Raw genomic sequence first — 18,550 nt, 5'->3', positions numbered from 1 at the left:
AAAAGGAAAACATCATGGCAAAAGGCAAATTCGAACGTACCAAGCCACACGTGAACGTTGGTACGATTGGTCACGTTGACCACGGTAAGACAACATTGACAGCGGCGATCACCACTGTATTGACTAAGAAATTTGGTGGTGAAGCGAAGGCTTACGATCAAATTGACGCGGCGCCAGAAGAAAAAGCACGTGGTATTACCATYAACACAGCGCACGTTGAGTAYGAGACRGCTAACCGTCACTAYGCCCACGTTGACTGTCCAGGTCACGCCGACTATGTAAAAAACATGATTACCGGTGCTGCCCAGATGGACGGCGCAATCCTGGTRTGTTCAGCTGCTGACGGCCCGATGCCACAAACACGTGAGCACATCCTGTTGGCACGCCAGGTTGGTGTTCCATACATCATCGTRTTCCTGAACAAAGCAGACATGGTTGATGATGCTGAGTTGYTAGAGCTGGTTGAAATGGAAGTGCGTGAATTGCTAAGCAAATACGACTTCCCRGGTGATGACACACCAATYATCCACGGTTCAGCTAAGCTGGCTTTGGAAGGYGACCAATCAGAGATCGGCGAACCAGCCATCTTCAGACTGGCTGAAGCTTTAGACAGCTACATCCCAATGCCAGAGCGTGCAATCGACGGTACCTTCCTGATGCCAGTAGAAGACGTATTCTCTATCTCAGGCCGTGGTACTGTAGTAACCGGCCGTATCGAGCGTGGTATTGTTAAAGTTGGTGACGAAATCGAAATCGTTGGTATCAAACCAACTGTTAAGACKACATGTACCGGTGTTGAGATGTTCCGTAAACTGCTGGACCAAGGTCAGGCAGGCGACAACGTAGGTGTATTGCTGCGTGGTACAAAACGTGAAGATATCGAACGTGGTCAAGTATTGTCAAAATCAGGTTCAATCAAGCCACACACTAAATTCACAGCAGAGATCTACGTGTTGGGTAAAGATGAAGGTGGTCGTCATACACCATTCTTCAACGGCTACCGTCCACAGTTCTACTTCCGTACRACTGACGTGACTGGTGCAGTTGAATTGCCAGCWGGTACCGAAATGGTGATGCCAGGTGATAACGTTTCTATCTCGGTAGCGCTGATTGCGCCAATCGCGATGGAAGACGGCTTACGCTTCGCTATCCGTGAAGGTGGNGAAATGGTGATGCCAGGTGATAACGTTTCTATCTCGGTAGCGCTGATTGCGCCAATCGCGATGGAAGACGGCTTACGCTTCGCTATCCGTGAAGGTGGYCGTACCGTTGGTGCTGGTGTCGTCGCTAAAATCATCGAGTAATTAATTTATACAGGCGGCAGGAATTTCCTGCCGCTTTTGCTCTTTAAAGGAAAAAACATGGCAGCTCAAAAAATTCGTATCCGTCTTAAAGCTTTTGATTATCGTCTGATCGATCAATCTGCTCTGGAAATCGTTGAAACTGCGAAACGTACGGGTGCTGTAGTAAAAGGTCCGGTACCATTGCCGACGCGTATTGAGCGCTTTGATATTCTGCGTTCCCCACACGTGAACAAAACTTCACGTGACCAATTCGAAATCCGTACCCATCAACGTTTGATGGACATCGTTGACCCTACTGATAAAACAGTGGATGCATTGATGAAGCTGGATCTGCCAGCTGGTGTGGATGTAGAAATCAAGCTTTAATTCTAAAGTTGTTATTCTGGGAATGGCCTTTTAAAACAAAAGGCTGTTGTCAAACCAAGAATAGTTCGGTATAATCCGCGCTCTTCGGTGGACGGTCAATTGTAATCGTCCGCTTTAAACTATTATAAGGAACTGATCATGAGCTTAGGGCTTATTGGTCGCAAGGTGGGCATGACCCGCATTTTTACAGATGAAGGCGCAAGCGTTCCTGTAACAGTGCTGGAAGTGATCCCTAACCGCGTGACACAAGTAAAGACAGTTGCAACTGATGGCTATACAGGCCTGCAAGTTGCATACGGCGAGCGTCGTGCTAGTCGTATCAACAAGGCGTTGACTGGGCACTTTGCCAAAGCTGGCGTAACTGCCGGTGCTGGTATCAAAGAATTCAATGTGGCTGAAGATGTTCTGGCCAATTTCCAAGTAGGCGGAAATGTCACTGTTGATATTTTCTCTGTTGGTCAATTGGTAGACGTGACAGGTACATCCATCGGTAAAGGTTTTGCCGGTGCGATTAAACGTCATAACTTCTCCTCTAACCGTGCTTCTCACGGTAACTCACGTTCACATAACGTACCTGGTTCTATCGGTATGGCGCAGGATCCGGGTCGAGTATTCCCTGGTAAGCGCATGCCTGGTCATTTGGGTGACATTAAAGTTACTACCCAAAACCTGGAAATCGTTCGTGTAGACGTTGAGCGTAATCTGTTATTGATTAAAGGTTCCGTACCTGGCTCCAAAGGTGGCAATGTTGTTGTACGTCCAGCCATCAAAGCGAAAGGGGCTGCATAATGGAATTAAAACTGATTGATCTGAACGGCAAGGTTGCTAAAAAAGGCGTTGATGCGTCTGACGTAACTTTTGGTCGTGAGTTTAACGAGTCTCTGGTGCACGAAGTTGTCGTTGCTTACATGGCGAATGCCCGTACAGCAACCCGTGCACAAAAAACACGTGCTACCGTTGCCCATACTACCCACAAGCCATATGCGCAAAAGGGTACTGGTAACGCTCGTGCTGGTATGACTTCCAGCCCGATCTGGCGCGGAGGTGGTCGTGCATTCCCTAATAGCCCTAACGAAAACTACAGCCACAAAGTGAACCGCAAGGCTTACCGTGCTGGTATGCAGACTATTTTGTCTGAGTTGGTGCGTCAGGATCGTTTGAAGGTTGTAGACACATTTACTGTTGATACGCCAAAAACAAAACAACTGGTACAAAAAATCAATGCTCTGGGCGTTGACGGCGGTGTATTGCTGTTGATTGACGGTTTTGATGAGAACTTGTACTTGTCTTCCCGTAACCTGCCAAATGTATTGGTAGTTGAAGCGCAGTTTGCTGATCCAGTTAGCCTAGTGCGTTTCCCTAACGTTTTAGTAACTGCTGGCGCAGTGAAGAAACTAGAGGAGATCTTGGCATGATTACCGCAGCAACCAAAACTCAAGATCGTTTATTGCAAGTGATTTTGGCACCACAAATTACCGAGAAGGCGACTTTCATTGCTGACAAACATCAGCAAATCGCTTTTAAAGTACGTACTGATGCAACCAAGCCAGAAATCAAGGCGGCAGTTGAATTGGTGTTCAAGGTTGAAGTGGCTTCTGTATCTGTGATTAACGTCGCAGGTAAAGTAAAGCGTGCTGGCCGTCGTACAGGTAAGCGTAGTGACTGGAAAAAGGCTTATGTTAGCCTGAAGCCAGGTCAAGAAATTAATTTTGCAGCTGGCGAATAAGGAGAGAAGACATGGCATTAGTTAAAGTCAAACCAACTTCCCCCGGTCGTCGTGGTGTATTGAAGGTCGTTACACCTGATTTGCACAAAGGCAAGCCTTACGCGCCGCTGTTGGAAAGTCAAAGTAAAAATGCTGGTCGTAATAACAACGGCCGCATCACAACCCGTCACCAAGGTGGCGGTCATAAGCAGCATTACCGTGTGATCGACTTCCGTCGTAACAAAGATGGTATTCCTGCGACTGTAGAGCGTATCGAATACGATCCAAACCGTACAGCTAACATTGCGTTGCTGTGCTATGCGGATGGTGAGCGTCGTTACATCATTGCCCCACGAGGCATTGCTGCCGGCGCACAACTGGTGAGCGGTTCTGAAGCGCCTATCCGTGCTGGTAATGCATTGCCTTTGCGCAATATTCCTGTCGGTAGCACGATTCATTGTATCGAAATCCAGCCAGGCAAAGGCGCGCAGATTGCACGTTCAGCCGGTACTTCTGTCCAGTTGCTGGCACGTGAAGGTGCTTACGCTCAGTTGCGTTTGCGTTCCGGTGAAGTTCGCCGTGTGCACGTTGACTGCAAAGCAACTTTGGGTGAAGTGGGTAACGAAGAGCATTCACTGCGTTCTATCGGTAAAGCTGGTGCTATGCGCTGGCGTGGTATTCGCCCGACCGTTCGCGGTGTGGTGATGAATCCGGTTGATCACCCGCACGGTGGTGGTGAAGGCCGTACTGCTGCAGGTATGAACCCGGTTTCACCATGGGGTCAGAAAACTAAGGGTTATCGTACACGTAAGAATAAGCGTACTGATAACATGCGCGTAAGTCGTCGTCCGAGAAATGTAAGGTAATCGCTATGGCACGTTCTGTTAAAAAAGGTCCATTTGTGGACGCTCACTTGGCTAAGAAAGTCGAAACTGCGTCAGCGAACCGCGATAGAAAGCCAATCAAAACTTGGTCTCGTCGTTCGACTGTATTGCCTGACTTTATTGGTTTAACCATCGCAGTGCACAACGGTAGACAACATGTGCCTGTGCTGATTTCTGAAAACATGGTTGGTCACAAGCTTGGCGAATTTGCGTTAACCCGCACATTCAAAGGGCACGCGGCTGATAAAAAAGCGAAGAAGTAAGGGGCTGATATGCAAGTTACTGCAGTTTTAAAAGGCGTACACCTTTCTCCGCAAAAAGCGCGTCTGGTGGCCGACTTGGTACGTGGCAAAAAAGTAGATCACGCTTTGAATATTCTTGAATTCACGCCTAAGCGTGGTGCCGAGATCATCAAAAAAGTAGTTCTGTCTGCGATTGCCAATGCCGAGCATAACAATGGGGCTGATATTGACGCATTGAAGGTGACTTCAATTTACGTTGATAAAGGCATTGTCATGAAACGTATCCGTGCACGTGCAAAAGGTCGCGCTGGTCGTATTACGAAACCAACATGTCATATTCATGTGACAGTCGGTGACTCAAAGGAATAATATGGGACAGAAAATTCATCCAATTGGGTTCCGTTTGAGCGTCCAGAAAAACTGGGCGTCACGTTGGTACTCAAATAGCCAGAACTTCCCTGCGATGTTGCAAGGCGACATCAAAGTGCGCGAGTTCCTGAACAAGAAACTGGCGAGCGCTGCTGTAAGCAAAATCATCATCGAGCGCCCAGCTAAAAACGCAAAAATTACTATTCACAGTGCCCGTCCAGGTGTGGTGATTGGTAAAAAAGGTGAAGACATTGAGTCTTTGCGTTCTTCTCTGCAAGGTTTGATGGGCGTTCCAGTTCATCTGAACATTGAAGAAGTACGCAAGCCTGAGCTGGATGCCACGTTGATTGCGCAATCCATTGCTCAGCAATTGGAAAAACGCGTGATGTTCCGCCGTGCCATGAAACGCGCAATGCAAAATGCAATGCGTTTGGGCGCACAAGGCATCAAGATTATGAGTTCCGGTCGTTTGAATGGTATCGAAATTGCACGTACCGAGTGGTATCGTGAAGGCCGTGTGCCTCTCCATACACTGCGTGCTGATATCGACTATGGTGTGGCAGAGGCTTCTACCACCTACGGTATTATCGGAATTAAAGTTTGGGTATTCAAAGGTGAGATTTTCGGTGATAACGCGGCTAATGCTGCTGTTGCTGATGCTGAGCCAGAGAAAAAAGTAAGAAAGCCGAGGGCTAAAGATGCTGCAACCAGCTAGACAGAAATACCGCAAGATGCAAAAGGGTCGCAATAAAGGTATTGCGACTACTGGTAACAAGGTAAGCTTTGGTGAATTTGGTTTAAAAGCGATTGGTCGCGGTCGTTTGACCGCACGTCAGATCGAAGCTGCGCGTCGTGTGATGACTCGTCACATTAAGCGTGGTGGCCGCGTCTGGATCCGCGTATTCCCTGATCAGCCAATTTCTAAAAAACCTGCTGAAGTGCGTATGGGTAATGGTAAAGGTAGTGTTGATTACTACATCGCTCAAATTCAGCCAGGCAAAATGTTGTACGAGATGGATGGCGTGAGCGAAGAATTGGCTCGCGAAGCTTTCAAACTGGCTGCTGCTAAGTTGCCAATTGAAACTACATTCATGACCCGTCAAATCGGTAGTTAAGGAGTAGTGAAATGAAAGCTTCAGAATTTCGAGCAAAATCAGCTGAAGAGCTGAATACCGAGTTGGTTGAATTGCGTCGCGCACAGTTTTCACTGCGCATGCAACTGGCGACTCAACAATTGAACAAAGCAGATCAGCTGGGTAAAGTGCGTAAAGATGTAGCTCGCGTTAAAACCGTGCTGGCTGAGAAGGCGAAACAAGCATGATGACTGAAAAGGCGAAAGTTGTACGCAGTTTGACTGGTCGCGTGGTAAGCAACAAGATGGATAAAACCGTGACTGTGCTTGTCGAGCGTAAAGTAAAACACCCTCTGATTGGTAAAGTGGTTTCTAAATCGAACAAATTTCATGCACATGACGAAAGTAATGCATGTCAAGAAGGCGATTTAGTCACAATTACTGAATCACGCCCATACTCCAAGACTAAGTCTTGGGTAGTAAGCAAAATCGAAGCTAAGTAAGGCTTCAAATATAACTGGAAAAGCGCTTGTCACAAGCGTTTTTTTAGTTGTATAATGTTGGACTTTTCGGTGCCCGCCTTAGATGGCATGTAGCTGGCACCCCAATACTGACCGTGGTCTATTGGCCGTAACGTGTTTTTGAATGCGAATTCAAAACAGGCGGCTGGTAGTGGTTATAACGGATTAAGTTGGAGATTATTTCTCATGATTCAAATGCAATCTCGGCTTGAAGTGGCCGATAACACTGGTGCGCGTTCCGTGCAGTGTATCAAGGTCTTGGGTGGTTCCAAGCGTCGTTATGCCAGCATTGGCGACATCATCAAAGTTAGCATTAAAGATGCTGCTCCACGTGGTCGCGTCAAAAAAGGTGAAATCTACAACGCTGTGGTTGTACGCACTGCTAAAGGTGTACGTCGCCCGGATGGTTCCTTAGTTAAATTCGATGCCAATGCTGCAGTCTTGTTGAACAACAAGCTTGAGCCAATTGGTACACGTATTTTTGGCCCGGTGACACGTGAGTTGCGCAGTGAGCGCTTCATGAAGATCGTTTCATTAGCGCCTGAAGTGCTGTAATAGGCTGGAGACGATAAATGAGCAAAATTCGCAAAGGTGACCAAGTCATTTTGAATACAGGTAAAGACGCAGGTAAAACAGGTGCTGTTTTGAACGTCTTGCCAACCGGCCATGTAGTGGTGGAAGGTCTGAATGTGGTAAAAAAACACACTCGTCCTAACCCTATGCGTGGTGTTACTGGTGGCATCATCAGCAAAGAAATGCCTTTGGACATTTCTAATGTGGCGATTTATAACGCTGCAACTAAAAAAGCTGATCGTGTTGGTTTTAAGGTACTCGAAGATGGTCGCAAGATTCGTGTTTACAAATCTAGCGGCGAGTCTATCGACGCATAGGAATACATATGGCACGTTTAAAACAGTTCTATAACGATACAGTGGTTCCCAAATTGACTGAACAATTTGGTTACACCTCTTCAATGCAGGTGCCACGTATCGAAAAAATTACCCTGAACATGGGCGTAGGCGAAGCTGTAGCTGATAAAAAAGTTATGGAGCACGCAGTTGCCGATATGGAAAAAATTGCTGGTCAAAAAGCGATCGTAACTAAGGCTAAAAAGTCTGTTGCCGCTTTTAAAATCCGTGATGACTATCCTGTTGGTTGCAAAGTCACATTGCGTCGTGAGCGTATGTATGAATTCCTGGATCGTCTGATTACCGTGGCTATCCCACGTATTCGTGACTTCCGTGGTATTTCTGCAAAATCTTTTGATGGCCGTGGTAACTACAACATGGGTGTTAAAGAGCAAATAATTTTCCCGGAAATTGAATACGATAAAATCGATGTATTGCGCGGGATGAATATCACCATTACAACGACAGCACAAACAGACGAAGAAGCAAAAGCACTGTTGGCTGCATTTAGTTTCCCATTTAGAGGTTAAGTCATGGCAAAAGTATGTATGACAGAGCGCGAGCAAAAGCGTCGCGAAACCGTAAAAAAATATGCAGCCAAACGCGCTGAATTGGTTGAAATTATCAACAACCAAAATGCAAGCGTTGAAGATCGTTTTGCTGCACGTTCAAAATTGCAAAGTTTGCCACGTAATTCCAGCCCAGTGCGTACACGTAATCGTTGCGCATTGACTGGCCGTCCACGTGGTGTGTTCAGTAAATTTGGTATCGCACGTAATGAGTTGCGTAAGTTGATGATGGCTGGTCACGTACCAGGTGTCACCAAGGCCAGCTGGTAACGGAGGAATAGAACATGAGTATGAGTGATCCGATTGCCGATATGTTGACCCGTATTCGTAACGCGCAACGTACGAATAAGCCTACAGTATCAATGCCTGCGTCTAAAGTTAAAGGCGCCATTGCAAATGTATTAAAAGACGAAGGCTACATTGAAGATTTCAATGTTCAAGCCAACGAAGGTAAGCCTGTTTTGAACATCAGCCTCAAATACTACGCTGGTCGTCCAGTGATTGAGAAAATTGAGCGCGTATCCAAGCCAGGTCTGCGTATTTATAAAGGTAGTCAAAACATCCCACGCGTGATGAACGGTTTAGGCGTAACTATCGTCTCTACTTCACGTGGCGTAATGACTGATCGTAAAGCACAAGCTGCCGGTATCGGTGGTGAAGTTCTGTGCATCGTGGCTTAAGAGGAGTTTGATATGTCACGTGTTGCTAAAAATCCGGTTACGATTCCTGCCAAGGTAGAAGTCGTCATCTCTCCTGCTGAGATCGCAGTAAGCGGTCCTCTGGGTAAATTAAACCAAGCGTTGTCAGCAGATATTACTGTGACTCGTGATGGTGAACAGTTGCTGGTAAAAGCCAACAATGAAACACAGCATTCGCGAGCAATGTCTGGGACTGTGCGCGCTTTATTGGCGAACATGGTGCAAGGTGTTTCAGCTGGTTTTACCCGTAAATTGACACTGATTGGTGTGGGTTACAAAGCTAATGCTCAAGGCTCAACTTTGAACCTTGAATTAGGTTACTCACATCCTATCAACCACAAGATGCCTGAAGGTGTGACTGTGCAAACGCCTACGCCAACAGAGGTTGTGTTGACCGGGGCTAACAAGCAAGTGCTTGGCCAGGTTGCAGCGCAGATCCGTGGCTACCGTGCTCCAGAGCCATATAAAGGCAAGGGTGTTCGTTATGCGGATGAAGTGGTCGTCATTAAAGAGACCAAGAAAAAATAAGTAAAGCACTTATAGGTTAGACAATAGCCTGAACAGTGAATCAATATTAAAGGTAAATTCAATGAAAAACGTAAATAACCGCTTGCGCAGAGCACGTAAAACCCGTGCCAAAATCGCCGAGTTAAAAGTTACACGTTTGAGTGTACATCGCACCAATACCAATATTTATGCTCAGATCATTACTGAAACTGGTGATCGCGTATTGGCGAGTGCATCTACCGTTGAGGCTGAAGTGCGTCAACAACTGAAAAATGGTGGCAACATCGAAGCTGCAACCTTGATTGGCAAACGTATTGCTGAAAAAGCTGTAAAAGCCGGCATCACTGACGTTGCTTTTGATCGTTCAGGTTACAAGTATCACGGTCGCATTAAAGCTTTGGCTGATGCGGCTCGTGAACATGGTCTCAAATTCTAATAGGTGAGATAAGAATGGCAAAAGATTTTGAACAGCAGCAAACTGACGGTTTGCGTGAAAAAATGATTACTGTTAACCGTGTAAGCAAGACGGTTAAGGGTGGTCGTATCATGAGCTTCGCTGCATTGACTGTAGTTGGTGATGGCGATGGCACTGTTGGTATGGGTAAAGGTAAGGCACGTGAAGTGCCAGTGGCTGTACAAAAAGCCATGGATGAAGCCCGTCGCAGCATGGTAAAAGTGAATTTGAAAAATGGTACTTTGTATCACGCTGTTACCGGTGTGCACGGTGCAGCTAAAGTACTGATCCAGCCTGCCTCTGAAGGTACCGGTATCATTGCTGGTGGTACGATGCGCGCTATTTTTGAAGTGATGGGTATCACTAACGTGATTGCTAAGAGTCTTGGTTCTACCAACCCTTACAATCTGGTACGTGCAACCTTGAACGGTCTGGCTTCCATGAACACACCAGCTGAAATTGCTGCTAAACGTGGCAAGACCTTAGAAGAAATCAGAGGTTAATCATGGCTAAAGCAAAAAAAGAGAACGTGACTTTAAAAGTGACGTTGGTAAGAAGTTTAATTGGTCGTATTGAAGCGCATAAAGCAACAGTACGTGGCTTAGGTCTGCGTCGCATGCACCACACAGTTGAAGTGCAAGATACGCCTGAAATCCGCGGCATGATCAATGCTGTAAGCTATCTTTTAAAGGTTGAAGCATAATGCAATTGAACACGATTAAGCCTGCAGAAGGCGCTAAGAAAGAACGTCGTCGTTTAGGTCGTGGCATTGGTTCCGGTTTAGGTAAAACTGGTGGCCGTGGTCACAAAGGTCAAAAGTCACGTGCCGGTGGTTTCCACAAGGTAGGTTTCGAAGGCGGTCAAATGCCTTTGCAACGCCGTTTGCCTAAACGTGGTTTCAACTCTTTAACCCGTGATGACACAGCCCGTATCCGTACGAGCGAATTGTCTCTGGCTGAAGGTGAAGTGATTGACATCTTGTCTTTGAAAGCAGCTAAGTTGGTCCCAGCATCAGCCAAGGCAGTGAAGGTGTACCTGTCAGGTGAAGTGACTGCTAAAGTACAAGTACAAGGTTTGTTGTTGACCAAAGGTGCTAAAGCAGCCATCGAATCCGCTGGCGGCAAAGTACTCGAAGTTTAATTGTTGTCATAAGAGAGTATCAGCTTGGCACAGGATAATATTTTAAGTTCCGTTAGCAAACTTGGTGAATTAAAAAGCCGTTTGTGGTTCTTGTTGGGGGCGTTGATTGTTTATCGACTAGGCGCTCATATTCCGGTGCCAGGCATTGATCCAACAGTGTTGAAGCAGCTGTTTGACACACAAAAGGATGGCATTCTTGGGATGTTCAACATGTTCTCCGGTGGTGCATTGTCACGATTTACTGTGTTTGCACTCGGGATCATGCCTTACATTTCAGCTTCTATTATCATGCAGTTGCTGACCGTGGTTTCACCGCAGTTGGAGCAGTTGAAAAAAGAAGGTGAAGCCGGACGTCGTCAAATTACCAAATACACGCGCTATGGCACTGTATTGTTGGCGACATTCCAGGCACTAGGTATTGCCATTGCACTTGAAGGTCAGGCTGGCCTGGTGCTTGATCCAGGTTTAGGTTTCCGTATCACGGCGGTGACAACCCTGGTAGCGGGCACGATGTTTTTGATGTGGTTAGGTGAGCAGATTACTGAACGCGGCATTGGTAATGGTATTTCAATTATCATTTTTGCCGGTATCGTGGCTGGTTTGCCGCATGCGATTGGCAGTACCCTGGACTTGGCGAAGACCGGTGCATTCTCTATACCATTGGTGATGTTCCTGTTTGTTGCTGTGATTTTAGTGACCGCTTTAGTCGTGTTTGTTGAGCGGGGACAACGCAAGATTACAGTGAATTACGCTAAGCGTCAGGTCGGTAACCGTATTTATGGCGGTCAATCTACCCACCTGCCTTTGAAGCTGAATATGGCTGGTGTGATTCCGCCAATTTTCGCTTCAAGTATTATTTTGTTCCCGGCAACCTTAGCTGGTTGGTTCGGAAGTAGTGAGCATATGTATTGGTTGAAAGATGTCAGTGCCAAACTGTCACCTGGTCAGCCATTGTATATTTTATTATTTGCAGCAGCAATTTTGTTCTTTGCGTTTTTCTATACCGCTTTAGTGTTTAACCCTAAAGAAACGGCAGATAACTTGAAGAAGAGTGGTGCGTTTGTACCTGGTATTCGTCCTGGTGATCAAACAGCTAAATATATTGATCGCATCATGGGTCGTTTAACCTTGATCGGTGCTCTGTACATTACGCTGGTTTGTTTGTTGCCAGAATTCCTGGTGCTGAAATTTAATACACCATTCTATTTTGGTGGCACATCTTTGCTGATTATTGTAGTGGTTACTATGGACTTTATGACACAGGTGCAATCACATTTGATGTCTCAGCAATATGAAGGCTTGCTCAAAAAAGCAAACTTTAAAGGATCTGGTCGCTAAATACACTTTGCCGGTTGGCGGGGTTGCAGCAAGATCAGGCGAAATGATTTAACCCGTGTGTGAATGACATTCCGCACAAAGTAAGTGAATTAACTAAAGGAAATAAGATGAGAGTTCGCGCATCAGTTAAAACATTGTGCCGTAACTGTAAAGTCGTTAGACGTCGCGGTGTTGTTCGTATTATTTGTACCGACCCGCGTCATAAACAACGTCAAGGTTAATTGGTATAACAATTCCTTGTGAGGGTCTGGATTGGCTGATATAATATGCGGCTTTTCTTTTCTACGCACAAGTTTAATCGTGATGAACGATTGATTATTGGAGTTTAAGTATGGCTCGTATTGCCGGGGTGAATATCCCAAACCACAAACATGCAGAAATCGCTTTGACCTCTATTTACGGTATTGGCCGTAACACTGCGCAAAAAATCTGTGTAGCAGCAGGTGTACAAACGACATCTAAAGTTAAAGATCTGAGCGATTCAGAAGTGGAAAAGCTGCGTGACGAAGTTGCCAAGTTCACTGTTGAAGGTGACTTGCGCCGTGAAGTGACTATGAACATCAAGCGTTTGATGGATCTGGGTTGCTACCGCGGTATCCGTCATCGTCGTGGTCTACCTGTCCGTGGACAGCGTACCAAGACCAATGCACGTACGCGTAAAGGCCCTGTTAAGGCTATTAAACAAGCTAAATAATCTTTTTGAACATTAGTTAGATATTAAGGACAGTACAACATGGCAAAAGCTAATGTACGCGTTAGAAAAAAAGTTAAAAAGAACATTGCCGAGGGTATTGCCCACGTACACGCTTCTTTTAACAATACGATTATTACGATTACTGATCGTCAAGGTAATGCCTTGTCATGGGCAACATCAGGCGGTCAAGGCTTTAAAGGCTCACGTAAAAGTACTCCTTTTGCAGCTCAAGTAGCTTCAGAAGTGGCTGGTAAAGCGGCACAAGAGTCTGGTGTCAAAAATCTAGAAGTGCGCATCAAGGGCCCAGGTCCAGGTCGCGAATCTGCTGTACGTGCATTGAATGCTGCTGGTTTCAAAATCACCAGCATTACTGATGTAACACCAGTGCCGCACAACGGTTGCCGCCCACCAAAGAAACGCAGAATTTAATTCAATTCACTGATTTCATTATCAGCGAATTAATTAACGGAGAATATTTTGGCTAGAAATCTAGACCCTAAATGCCGCCAATGCCGTCGAGAAGGTGAGAAGTTGTTTCTGAAAGCTGAAAAATGCTTTACAGATAAATGCGCAATTGAAAAGCGTAACTTCGCACCTGGTCAGCATGGTCAGCGTCGCGTCGCACGTATGTCAGACTATGGTGTGCAGTTGCGTGAGAAACAAAAAGTGCGTCGTATCTACGGAGTATTGGAAGGCCAATTCCGTGCTTATTACGCAAAAGCAGATGGTCAAAAAGGCATTACCGGCGAGAGCTTATTGCAATTGCTGGAGTCACGTTTAGACAATGTCGCTTATCGTATGGGGCTGGCAGGTTCTCGTTCTGAAGCTCGTCAGGTTGTACGTCATAACAGCATTCTGGTAAATGGCAAACGTGTGAACATCCCTTCTTACCAGGTCAAAGCAGGTGATTTGATCAGTGTTTCAGAAAAGGCTAAATCGCAATTGCGTATTAAAGCTGCAGTTGAAGCGGCTGAGCAACGCGGCTTTCCTGAGTGGTTGGACGTCAACATCAAGGCATTGAGTGGTATGTACAAGGCTAAGCCTCAGCGTGATGAGTTGCCAGTTACTATCAATGAGTCATTGATCGTTGAGTTGTATTCTAAGTAATCACTTAGTTCAGACTAAGGTTTATTTGTTTATACCCAATTACTCCAAGGAAATATATGCAAAATAGCCCTACAGAATATTTGAAGCCACGTGTAGTTGATGTTGAGGTCATTAATCCTCTGCGCGCCCGTGTGACTTTAGAACCAATGGAGCGAGGTTTCGGCTATACATTGGGTAACGCTTTAAGAAGAGTTCTTTTATCTTCTATCCCAGGTTTTGCCATTACAGAAGTAAAAATCGATGGTGTAGTACATGAGTACTCTACGATTGAAGGTGTTCAGGAAGATGTGGTTGATATCTTGTTAAACCTTAAAGGTGTTGCATTAAAACTGCACAACAAGACTGAAACCATCTTGGTATTAAGCAAGTCTGGTGAAGGAATTGTCACTGCTGGTGACTTCGAAGTTGGACATGACGCTGAAATTGTCAATCCGAATCACGTGATTGCACATATCACCAAAGGTGGTAAGTTGAATCTGGAAGTTAAGATTGAAATGGGTCGTGGTTATCAACCTGTGCCAGCTCGCCAGAAAGCTAACGATGAAGACCGTGTATTAGGTTTCATGATGGTGGATGCTTCTTTCAGCCCGATCAACAAGGTGAGCTACCATGTTGAGAGCGCACGTGTTGAGCAACGTACCGACCTGGACAAATTGATTATGGACGTTGAAACCAACGGCATTATCGAGCCAGAGCAGGCCATTCGCGATGCAGCACGTATTCTGATTGGCCAGTTGTCAGTATTTGCGAATCTGGAAGGTGCTTCTGCAGATGTAGAAGTAAAAGCTGCACCGCAGGTTGATCCTATCCTGTTGCGTCCAGTGGATGATCTGGAATTGACAGTACGTTCTGCAAACTGCCTCAAAGCAGAAAACATTTTTTACATTGGTGATTTGATTCAACGTACAGAAAACGAGCTGTTGAAAGCTCCAAACCTGGGCAGAAAATCATTAAATGAAATTAAAGATGTGTTGGCCTCCAAAGGCTTAACACTGGGAATGAAGCTTGAAAACTGGCCACCTGTTGGCTTGGAAAAAGCTTAATTTCTAATAAGATAAATACTTAAGGAATTACTATGCGTCACGGTAATAGCAATCGTAAATTGAACAGAACAAGTAGCCACCGCGCTGCTATGTTCCGCAACATGGTGACCTCTTTGCTGCGTCACGAAGTCATCAAGACTACTTTGCCAAAAGCAAAAGAACTGCGTAAATATGCAGAGCCTTTGATCACTTTAGGCAAAACACCGACCTTGGCAAATCGTCGCCTGGCATTCAGCCGTTTGCGTGACCGTGATATCGTTGGCAAATTGTTCGGTGAACTCGGCCCACGTTACAATGCACGCAATGGTGGTTACTTGCGTATTCTGAAATGTGGTTTCCGTAACGGTGACAATGCGCCAATGGCGTTTGTTGAGTTGGTTGATCGCCCAGAAATCGCAGAAGCGCCAGCAGCTGCAGAATAATCTCTGTTGAGTGATTCAAAAAAAAGCCAGCAATGCTGGCTTTTTTGCTTTTTGTCATTAATAACATTACTGATTCTCACAGGAAAAGTTTCTGACTTATATTTCTTAAAAGCCATCTTTACTGTTTAGCCAGGTGAACACTTGAGTCTCGTTGAATGGCCAATATAAGTATGTTTCTCCGGTGCCTTTTAACACCGGAATGCTAGTTTCAAACTTCTCCAGCAGTTGATTGTCATCAATAATGTCGATTGTTTTGTAAGTAAGTGCCAGTGCCTGCAAAACACGTTCTGCGTCTTCACATAAATGGCAGCCTAGTGTGCCGTATAAAATCAATTGCTTCTGCATAAATCGCTAGGTAGTGTCATCAACGCTTTGTACAATATTACCTGTAAAAAATAAACCCTGCTCAACATTGGAAGAAGCATGACTGATATTCGCGAACATGATGAGAAGGTGATTGAAAGCAAGGAGAGCCTGAGCGAGACATTGCAGCAGGTGATTACTCTGTTGGGCAAGCACAAACTGGTAGAGCATGTGGTGCACAAGCAGGATATGCCCAAACATGATCTGGTTGAATCCCTGGTCCACAAGCAAAACCTGAATATCCTGCAACATAAGCTGGATCAGTTACACCCGGCTGACGTCGCCTATATTCTGGAGTCATTGCCGCTAGATGACCGTCTCATGGTATGGGACCTGGTCAAAGCCGAACGTGATGGTGAAATTCTGCTTGAAGCTTCAGATGCGGTTCGTCAGACGCTGATTGCAGATATGGACAGCGAAGAGCTCCTCGCTGCTGCAGAACAACTGAATACCGATGAGTTGGCGGATTTGGCGCCTGACTTACCAAAAGACGTATTGCAGGACTTGATGTACAGCCTGGATACGCAGAACCGCGAACGTTTGCAATCTGCACTTTCCTATCCTGAAGACACGGTGGGTGCGATTATGGATTTTGATATTGTCACCATTCGTGACGATATCACTTTGGAGGTGGTGTTACGTTACCTGCGTCGCCTGCCAAAATTTCCCGACCATACCGATAAATTGTTCGTGATCAATCGTGACGATATTCTGCAAGGCGTGCTGCCACTAAAACGCATTATCCTGAATGATCCTGAAACTGAGGTTGGTGACATTATGTCTACCGATGCTGTAGTGTTTCACCCGGAAGATATGTCTGACCAAGCAGCGATGGCATTTGAGCGTTATGACCTGGTGACGGCGCCGGTAGTGGATAACAATCGCAAGCTGGTAGGGCGTATCACGGTCGACACGGTGATGGATATTATCCGGGAAGAAGCGGAAGCGGACATGTTGTCCTGGGCCGGTTTGCGCGAAGAGGAAGACTTCTTTGCCTCGATCTGGAAATCCGTACAAAACCGTTGGGCGTGGCTGGCGATTAACCTGGTCACAGCATTAGTTGCTTCCAGGGTGATTGGCTTATTCGAGGGCAGTATTGAGAAAATCGTCGCGCTGGCGGCGTTGATGCCGATTGTTGCCGGTATTGGCGGTAACTCCGGCAACCAAACCACTACCATGATTGTACGAGGCCTGGCACTTGGCCAGATTTCCGGCTACCACATGCGTTCTTTACTGAAAAAGGAAGTGGGAGTCGCATTGCTGAATGGACTTGTATGGGGGAGTGTCCTCGGTCTGATTGCATATTGGTTGTACAAGAGTCCGGCATTGGGGCTGGTGATGATGTCAGCGATGACATTGAATCTACTGCTTGCAGCCGTTATAGGCGTAGTGATTCCTTTGGTGATGAATAAGCTGGACCGGGATCCTGCAGTGGGTTCCAGCGTGCTGATTACGGCCATCACGGACAGTGGCGGCTTTATGATCTTCCTGGGGCTGGCAACCATCTTTTTGCTGTAAGTGGATAACAATGGATAACGATATTAATATTCTCTGGAAAGAAATTGTTCAGGATTTAAGTACTGTTTCGGCTCTCTGGCAATTGCTGGTCATCGGCGTCATTCTGACCGTGAGCGGTTTGCTGAATCTGCATCTAAGCAAGCAGATCCAGGCAGGAAGGGTCAATGTAGTCTACAAAATGCTGCTAGGCGGCATAGAGCGATTATTTTTTCCTTTTGTTGCCTTCCTGTTAATGTTGACCTCACGACTCGTATTGCAGCAATGGATGCATGTCGGCCTGCTGAAGTTGGGTGCGCGAATGCTGCTGGCGATGGTGATTATTCGCAGTGTGGTGTATATACTTCGCTATGTGTTCTCTCCTAGTGCATGGTTGCATTCGTTTGAGCGCGTCATCACCTGGACTGTATGGGTAATCGTTGCATTGCACATAAGCGGCTTTCTGGCGCCTGCATTACAAGTGCTGGAAGATGTGCAGTTCAGTGCCGGCAAACAAAAGCTTAACTTGCTGTTATTGATCCAAGGCGCATTGACCATTGTAGTCACCATGCTGGTGGCTTTGTGGCTCAGCCGCATGATTGAGCTGCGCCTGATGGCTTCAACAGATATTAATAGCAACTGGCGCGTGATCATGGTCAAGCTGGTACGTATGGTGGCCGTGGTGATTGCATTGCTGATGTCCATGGCAGCCGTGGGTATAGATATCACCATGCTATCAGTATTTGGTGGGGCCTTGGGTGTTGGCCTTGGTTTTGGCTTACAGAAAATTGCCAGCAATTACGTCAGCGGCTTTATCATCCTGATGGACAAATCACTTCATCTCGGGGATATCATCACCATCAGCAGTCATTACGGTATCGTAAAGGAGTTACGCTCGCGCTATATGGTCTTGCGCAAGCAGGATGGTACTGAAATCATTGTCCCGAACGAAATGATGATTACGGATGTGGTCATCAACCATACGACTGCTGCGCACAAGGCAAAAGTGCCTGTTCAAGTCCAGATATCCTATGGAAGTGATCTGGACCTGGCCATGCAATTATTAAAAGAAGTTGGTAAGACGCATGAGAGGACAATTCTGGATGACAATGCAGTTGATGTGACTATCAAATCATTCGGACAATACGGCATAGACTTATTGCTGGCTGTATGGGTACTCAATCCTGAAGAGGCTACTGCAAGACTGCAAAGCGATATTTACTATGAGATCTGGCAGCGTTTTAAAGAGAATAATATCCACATCCCATACCCTCAGCAGGAGGTGCGCATTATTTCAGGCCAGGCTGCGTTAAATACGCCTCAAGCTGATGCCTAAGCTGAGAATTAAAT

The 18,550-nt window shown here is 46.1% G+C and carries 32 protein-coding genes and 1 pseudogene; 32 read left to right on the top strand and 1 reads right to left on the bottom strand.

Annotated elements, in window-relative coordinates:
• Positions 1 to 14: 14 nt before the first annotated feature.
• The 30 genes and pseudogenes from tuf to rplQ all read left to right on the top strand — a co-directional run.
• Positions 15 to 1,162, top strand: a pseudogene (gene tuf, locus ASG34_RS04830) (elongation factor Tu); the annotation flags it as partial.
• Positions 1,163 to 1,169: 7 nt separating this feature from the next.
• Entirely contained in the window at positions 1,170 to 1,304 is a 135-nt protein-coding gene (locus tag ASG34_RS14135) for a hypothetical protein (RefSeq protein ID WP_442922432.1), read from the top strand.
• 57 nt (positions 1,305 to 1,361) lie between these two features.
• The gene (rpsJ, locus tag ASG34_RS04825) at positions 1,362 to 1,670 is read left to right on the top strand and encodes a 30S ribosomal protein S10 (RefSeq protein WP_011478646.1); all 309 of its coding nucleotides are present in this window, start codon (positions 1,362 to 1,364) and stop codon (positions 1,668 to 1,670) included.
• Between the two features lie 138 nt (positions 1,671 to 1,808).
• Entirely contained in the window at positions 1,809 to 2,459 is a 651-nt protein-coding gene (rplC, locus tag ASG34_RS04820) for a 50S ribosomal protein L3 (RefSeq protein WP_055827147.1), read from the top strand.
• Positions 2,459 to 3,085: a 50S ribosomal protein L4 gene (rplD, locus tag ASG34_RS04815; RefSeq protein WP_055827144.1), complete on the top strand. Its 627-nt coding sequence runs from the start codon at positions 2,459 to 2,461 to the stop codon at positions 3,083 to 3,085. Before rplC ends, rplD begins: the two co-directional genes overlap by 1 nt.
• The gene (rplW, locus tag ASG34_RS04810; RefSeq protein WP_055827143.1) at positions 3,082 to 3,396 is read left to right on the top strand and encodes a 50S ribosomal protein L23; all 315 of its coding nucleotides are present in this window, start codon (positions 3,082 to 3,084) and stop codon (positions 3,394 to 3,396) included. Before rplD ends, rplW begins: the two co-directional genes overlap by 4 nt.
• A gap of 11 nt (positions 3,397 to 3,407) precedes the next feature.
• Positions 3,408 to 4,241, top strand: coding sequence for a 50S ribosomal protein L2 (gene rplB / locus ASG34_RS04805; protein ID WP_055827140.1), 834 nt, complete (start codon positions 3,408 to 3,410; stop codon positions 4,239 to 4,241).
• Between the two features lie 5 nt (positions 4,242 to 4,246).
• Entirely contained in the window at positions 4,247 to 4,522 is a 276-nt protein-coding gene (gene rpsS / locus ASG34_RS04800; protein WP_055827137.1) for a 30S ribosomal protein S19, read from the top strand.
• 9 nt (positions 4,523 to 4,531) lie between these two features.
• Positions 4,532 to 4,870, top strand: coding sequence for a 50S ribosomal protein L22 (gene rplV / locus ASG34_RS04795; RefSeq protein WP_055827133.1), 339 nt, complete (start codon positions 4,532 to 4,534; stop codon positions 4,868 to 4,870).
• A gap of 1 nt (position 4,871) precedes the next feature.
• The gene (gene rpsC / locus ASG34_RS04790) at positions 4,872 to 5,585 is read left to right on the top strand and encodes a 30S ribosomal protein S3 (RefSeq protein WP_055827131.1); all 714 of its coding nucleotides are present in this window, start codon (positions 4,872 to 4,874) and stop codon (positions 5,583 to 5,585) included.
• Entirely contained in the window at positions 5,569 to 5,985 is a 417-nt protein-coding gene (gene rplP, locus ASG34_RS04785) for a 50S ribosomal protein L16 (RefSeq protein WP_055827127.1), read from the top strand. The genes rpsC and rplP overlap by 17 nt, the downstream gene beginning before the upstream one ends.
• 11 nt (positions 5,986 to 5,996) lie before the next feature.
• Positions 5,997 to 6,191 carry a 50S ribosomal protein L29 gene (rpmC, locus tag ASG34_RS04780; protein ID WP_055827124.1) on the top strand — a complete coding sequence of 65 codons (195 nt, stop codon included), beginning with the start codon at positions 5,997 to 5,999 and terminating at the stop codon, positions 6,189 to 6,191.
• Positions 6,188 to 6,445 carry a 30S ribosomal protein S17 gene (gene rpsQ / locus ASG34_RS04775; RefSeq protein ID WP_082488120.1) on the top strand — a complete coding sequence of 86 codons (258 nt, stop codon included), beginning with the start codon at positions 6,188 to 6,190 and terminating at the stop codon, positions 6,443 to 6,445. The genes rpmC and rpsQ overlap by 4 nt, the downstream gene beginning before the upstream one ends.
• Before the next feature lie 204 nt (positions 6,446 to 6,649).
• The gene (rplN, locus tag ASG34_RS04770; RefSeq protein ID WP_019881229.1) at positions 6,650 to 7,018 is read left to right on the top strand and encodes a 50S ribosomal protein L14; all 369 of its coding nucleotides are present in this window, start codon (positions 6,650 to 6,652) and stop codon (positions 7,016 to 7,018) included.
• A 17-nt stretch (positions 7,019 to 7,035) separates the two neighbouring features.
• On the top strand, positions 7,036 to 7,353 hold the full coding sequence (gene rplX / locus ASG34_RS04765; protein ID WP_055827121.1) for a 50S ribosomal protein L24: 318 nt from the start codon (positions 7,036 to 7,038) through the stop codon (positions 7,351 to 7,353).
• An 8-nt stretch (positions 7,354 to 7,361) separates the two neighbouring features.
• A complete protein-coding gene (rplE, locus tag ASG34_RS04760; RefSeq protein ID WP_055827118.1) occupies positions 7,362 to 7,901 on the top strand; it encodes a 50S ribosomal protein L5 in 540 nt (179 codons plus the stop codon).
• A 3-nt stretch (positions 7,902 to 7,904) separates the two neighbouring features.
• The gene (gene rpsN, locus ASG34_RS04755; RefSeq protein WP_055827115.1) at positions 7,905 to 8,210 is read left to right on the top strand and encodes a 30S ribosomal protein S14; all 306 of its coding nucleotides are present in this window, start codon (positions 7,905 to 7,907) and stop codon (positions 8,208 to 8,210) included.
• Between the two features lie 14 nt (positions 8,211 to 8,224).
• On the top strand, positions 8,225 to 8,620 hold the full coding sequence (gene rpsH, locus ASG34_RS04750; protein ID WP_055827112.1) for a 30S ribosomal protein S8: 396 nt from the start codon (positions 8,225 to 8,227) through the stop codon (positions 8,618 to 8,620).
• Positions 8,621 to 8,632: 12 nt separating this feature from the next.
• A complete protein-coding gene (gene rplF / locus ASG34_RS04745; RefSeq protein WP_055827109.1) occupies positions 8,633 to 9,166 on the top strand; it encodes a 50S ribosomal protein L6 in 534 nt (177 codons plus the stop codon).
• Between the two features lie 61 nt (positions 9,167 to 9,227).
• Entirely contained in the window at positions 9,228 to 9,581 is a 354-nt protein-coding gene (gene rplR / locus ASG34_RS04740; RefSeq protein ID WP_055827104.1) for a 50S ribosomal protein L18, read from the top strand.
• A 14-nt stretch (positions 9,582 to 9,595) separates the two neighbouring features.
• A complete protein-coding gene (gene rpsE, locus ASG34_RS04735; RefSeq protein ID WP_055827101.1) occupies positions 9,596 to 10,102 on the top strand; it encodes a 30S ribosomal protein S5 in 507 nt (168 codons plus the stop codon).
• A 2-nt stretch (positions 10,103 to 10,104) separates the two neighbouring features.
• Positions 10,105 to 10,302, top strand: coding sequence for a 50S ribosomal protein L30 (gene rpmD, locus ASG34_RS04730; protein WP_055827098.1), 198 nt, complete (start codon positions 10,105 to 10,107; stop codon positions 10,300 to 10,302).
• The gene (rplO, locus tag ASG34_RS04725) at positions 10,302 to 10,739 is read left to right on the top strand and encodes a 50S ribosomal protein L15 (RefSeq protein ID WP_055827096.1); all 438 of its coding nucleotides are present in this window, start codon (positions 10,302 to 10,304) and stop codon (positions 10,737 to 10,739) included. The genes rpmD and rplO overlap by 1 nt, the downstream gene beginning before the upstream one ends.
• 24 nt (positions 10,740 to 10,763) lie before the next feature.
• Complete coding sequence (secY, locus tag ASG34_RS04720; protein WP_055827094.1) at positions 10,764 to 12,077, top strand: preprotein translocase subunit SecY; 1,314 nt, start codon at positions 10,764 to 10,766, stop codon at positions 12,075 to 12,077.
• 107 nt (positions 12,078 to 12,184) lie between these two features.
• Positions 12,185 to 12,298: a 50S ribosomal protein L36 gene (gene rpmJ / locus ASG34_RS13795; protein ID WP_081620790.1), complete on the top strand. Its 114-nt coding sequence runs from the start codon at positions 12,185 to 12,187 to the stop codon at positions 12,296 to 12,298.
• Positions 12,299 to 12,408: 110 nt separating this feature from the next.
• A complete protein-coding gene (rpsM, locus tag ASG34_RS04715) occupies positions 12,409 to 12,771 on the top strand; it encodes a 30S ribosomal protein S13 (protein ID WP_055827091.1) in 363 nt (120 codons plus the stop codon).
• Positions 12,772 to 12,810: 39 nt separating this feature from the next.
• Positions 12,811 to 13,200 carry a 30S ribosomal protein S11 gene (rpsK, locus tag ASG34_RS04710; RefSeq protein WP_018986256.1) on the top strand — a complete coding sequence of 130 codons (390 nt, stop codon included), beginning with the start codon at positions 12,811 to 12,813 and terminating at the stop codon, positions 13,198 to 13,200.
• A 48-nt stretch (positions 13,201 to 13,248) separates the two neighbouring features.
• The gene (gene rpsD, locus ASG34_RS04705; protein WP_055827088.1) at positions 13,249 to 13,878 is read left to right on the top strand and encodes a 30S ribosomal protein S4; all 630 of its coding nucleotides are present in this window, start codon (positions 13,249 to 13,251) and stop codon (positions 13,876 to 13,878) included.
• A gap of 56 nt (positions 13,879 to 13,934) precedes the next feature.
• Positions 13,935 to 14,921, top strand: coding sequence for a DNA-directed RNA polymerase subunit alpha (locus tag ASG34_RS04700; RefSeq protein ID WP_055827085.1), 987 nt, complete (start codon positions 13,935 to 13,937; stop codon positions 14,919 to 14,921).
• A gap of 32 nt (positions 14,922 to 14,953) precedes the next feature.
• Complete coding sequence (gene rplQ, locus ASG34_RS04695) at positions 14,954 to 15,343, top strand: 50S ribosomal protein L17 (protein ID WP_055827082.1); 390 nt, start codon at positions 14,954 to 14,956, stop codon at positions 15,341 to 15,343.
• 105 nt (positions 15,344 to 15,448) lie between these two features.
• Here the strand turns inward: rplQ and ASG34_RS04690 are convergent, their stop codons facing one another.
• Positions 15,449 to 15,688 (bottom strand): glutaredoxin family protein, encoded by a 240-nt coding sequence (locus tag ASG34_RS04690; RefSeq protein ID WP_055827075.1) that lies wholly within the window; start codon positions 15,686 to 15,688, stop codon positions 15,449 to 15,451.
• Positions 15,689 to 15,766: 78 nt separating this feature from the next.
• On the opposite strand from ASG34_RS04690, the gene mgtE reads away from it, so the two are divergent.
• Both mgtE and ASG34_RS04680 read left to right on the top strand, forming a co-directional pair.
• Positions 15,767 to 17,224: a magnesium transporter gene (gene mgtE, locus ASG34_RS04685; protein WP_055827072.1), complete on the top strand. Its 1,458-nt coding sequence runs from the start codon at positions 15,767 to 15,769 to the stop codon at positions 17,222 to 17,224.
• A 10-nt stretch (positions 17,225 to 17,234) separates the two neighbouring features.
• Positions 17,235 to 18,536, top strand: a complete 1,302-nt coding sequence (locus ASG34_RS04680) for a mechanosensitive ion channel family protein (protein ID WP_055827068.1) — start codon at positions 17,235 to 17,237, stop codon at positions 18,534 to 18,536.
• Positions 18,537 to 18,550: the final 14 nt, after the last annotated feature.

This window comes from Methylophilus sp. Leaf416, from assembly GCF_001424665.1.
Taxonomy (GTDB): domain Bacteria; phylum Pseudomonadota; class Gammaproteobacteria; order Burkholderiales; family Methylophilaceae; genus Methylophilus.
This window is presented reverse-complemented; position numbering and strand designations above follow the sequence as displayed.

What these genes read in the sequence shown, in the direction of transcription:
- rpsJ (WP_011478646.1), top strand. Translation starts at nt 1,362, where the DNA reads ATGGCAGCTCAAAAAATTCGTATCCGTCTTAAAGCTTTTGATTATCGT.
- rplC (WP_055827147.1), top strand. Translation starts at nt 1,809, where the DNA reads ATGAGCTTAGGGCTTATTGGTCGCAAGGTGGGCATGACCCGCATTTTT.
- rplD (WP_055827144.1), top strand. Translation starts at nt 2,459, where the DNA reads ATGGAATTAAAACTGATTGATCTGAACGGCAAGGTTGCTAAAAAAGGC.
- rplW (WP_055827143.1), top strand. Translation starts at nt 3,082, where the DNA reads ATGATTACCGCAGCAACCAAAACTCAAGATCGTTTATTGCAAGTGATT.
- rplB (WP_055827140.1), top strand. Translation starts at nt 3,408, where the DNA reads ATGGCATTAGTTAAAGTCAAACCAACTTCCCCCGGTCGTCGTGGTGTA.
- rpsS (WP_055827137.1), top strand. Translation starts at nt 4,247, where the DNA reads ATGGCACGTTCTGTTAAAAAAGGTCCATTTGTGGACGCTCACTTGGCT.
- rplV (WP_055827133.1), top strand. Translation starts at nt 4,532, where the DNA reads ATGCAAGTTACTGCAGTTTTAAAAGGCGTACACCTTTCTCCGCAAAAA.
- rpsC (WP_055827131.1), top strand. Translation starts at nt 4,872, where the DNA reads ATGGGACAGAAAATTCATCCAATTGGGTTCCGTTTGAGCGTCCAGAAA.
- rplP (WP_055827127.1), top strand. Translation starts at nt 5,569, where the DNA reads ATGCTGCAACCAGCTAGACAGAAATACCGCAAGATGCAAAAGGGTCGC.
- rpmC (WP_055827124.1), top strand. Translation starts at nt 5,997, where the DNA reads ATGAAAGCTTCAGAATTTCGAGCAAAATCAGCTGAAGAGCTGAATACC.
- rpsQ (WP_082488120.1), top strand. Translation starts at nt 6,188, where the DNA reads ATGATGACTGAAAAGGCGAAAGTTGTACGCAGTTTGACTGGTCGCGTG.
- rplN (WP_019881229.1), top strand. Translation starts at nt 6,650, where the DNA reads ATGATTCAAATGCAATCTCGGCTTGAAGTGGCCGATAACACTGGTGCG.
- rplX (WP_055827121.1), top strand. Translation starts at nt 7,036, where the DNA reads ATGAGCAAAATTCGCAAAGGTGACCAAGTCATTTTGAATACAGGTAAA.
- rplE (WP_055827118.1), top strand. Translation starts at nt 7,362, where the DNA reads ATGGCACGTTTAAAACAGTTCTATAACGATACAGTGGTTCCCAAATTG.
- rpsN (WP_055827115.1), top strand. Translation starts at nt 7,905, where the DNA reads ATGGCAAAAGTATGTATGACAGAGCGCGAGCAAAAGCGTCGCGAAACC.
- rpsH (WP_055827112.1), top strand. Translation starts at nt 8,225, where the DNA reads ATGAGTATGAGTGATCCGATTGCCGATATGTTGACCCGTATTCGTAAC.
- rplF (WP_055827109.1), top strand. Translation starts at nt 8,633, where the DNA reads ATGTCACGTGTTGCTAAAAATCCGGTTACGATTCCTGCCAAGGTAGAA.
- rplR (WP_055827104.1), top strand. Translation starts at nt 9,228, where the DNA reads ATGAAAAACGTAAATAACCGCTTGCGCAGAGCACGTAAAACCCGTGCC.
- rpsE (WP_055827101.1), top strand. Translation starts at nt 9,596, where the DNA reads ATGGCAAAAGATTTTGAACAGCAGCAAACTGACGGTTTGCGTGAAAAA.
- rpmD (WP_055827098.1), top strand. Translation starts at nt 10,105, where the DNA reads ATGGCTAAAGCAAAAAAAGAGAACGTGACTTTAAAAGTGACGTTGGTA.
- rplO (WP_055827096.1), top strand. Translation starts at nt 10,302, where the DNA reads ATGCAATTGAACACGATTAAGCCTGCAGAAGGCGCTAAGAAAGAACGT.
- rpmJ (WP_081620790.1), top strand. Translation starts at nt 12,185, where the DNA reads ATGAGAGTTCGCGCATCAGTTAAAACATTGTGCCGTAACTGTAAAGTC.
- rpsM (WP_055827091.1), top strand. Translation starts at nt 12,409, where the DNA reads ATGGCTCGTATTGCCGGGGTGAATATCCCAAACCACAAACATGCAGAA.
- rpsK (WP_018986256.1), top strand. Translation starts at nt 12,811, where the DNA reads ATGGCAAAAGCTAATGTACGCGTTAGAAAAAAAGTTAAAAAGAACATT.
- ASG34_RS04700 (WP_055827085.1), top strand. Translation starts at nt 13,935, where the DNA reads ATGCAAAATAGCCCTACAGAATATTTGAAGCCACGTGTAGTTGATGTT.
- rplQ (WP_055827082.1), top strand. Translation starts at nt 14,954, where the DNA reads ATGCGTCACGGTAATAGCAATCGTAAATTGAACAGAACAAGTAGCCAC.
- ASG34_RS04690 (WP_055827075.1), bottom strand. Translation starts at nt 15,688, where the DNA reads ATGCAGAAGCAATTGATTTTATACGGCACACTAGGCTGCCATTTATGT.
- mgtE (WP_055827072.1), top strand. Translation starts at nt 15,767, where the DNA reads ATGACTGATATTCGCGAACATGATGAGAAGGTGATTGAAAGCAAGGAG.
- ASG34_RS04680 (WP_055827068.1), top strand. Translation starts at nt 17,235, where the DNA reads ATGGATAACGATATTAATATTCTCTGGAAAGAAATTGTTCAGGATTTA.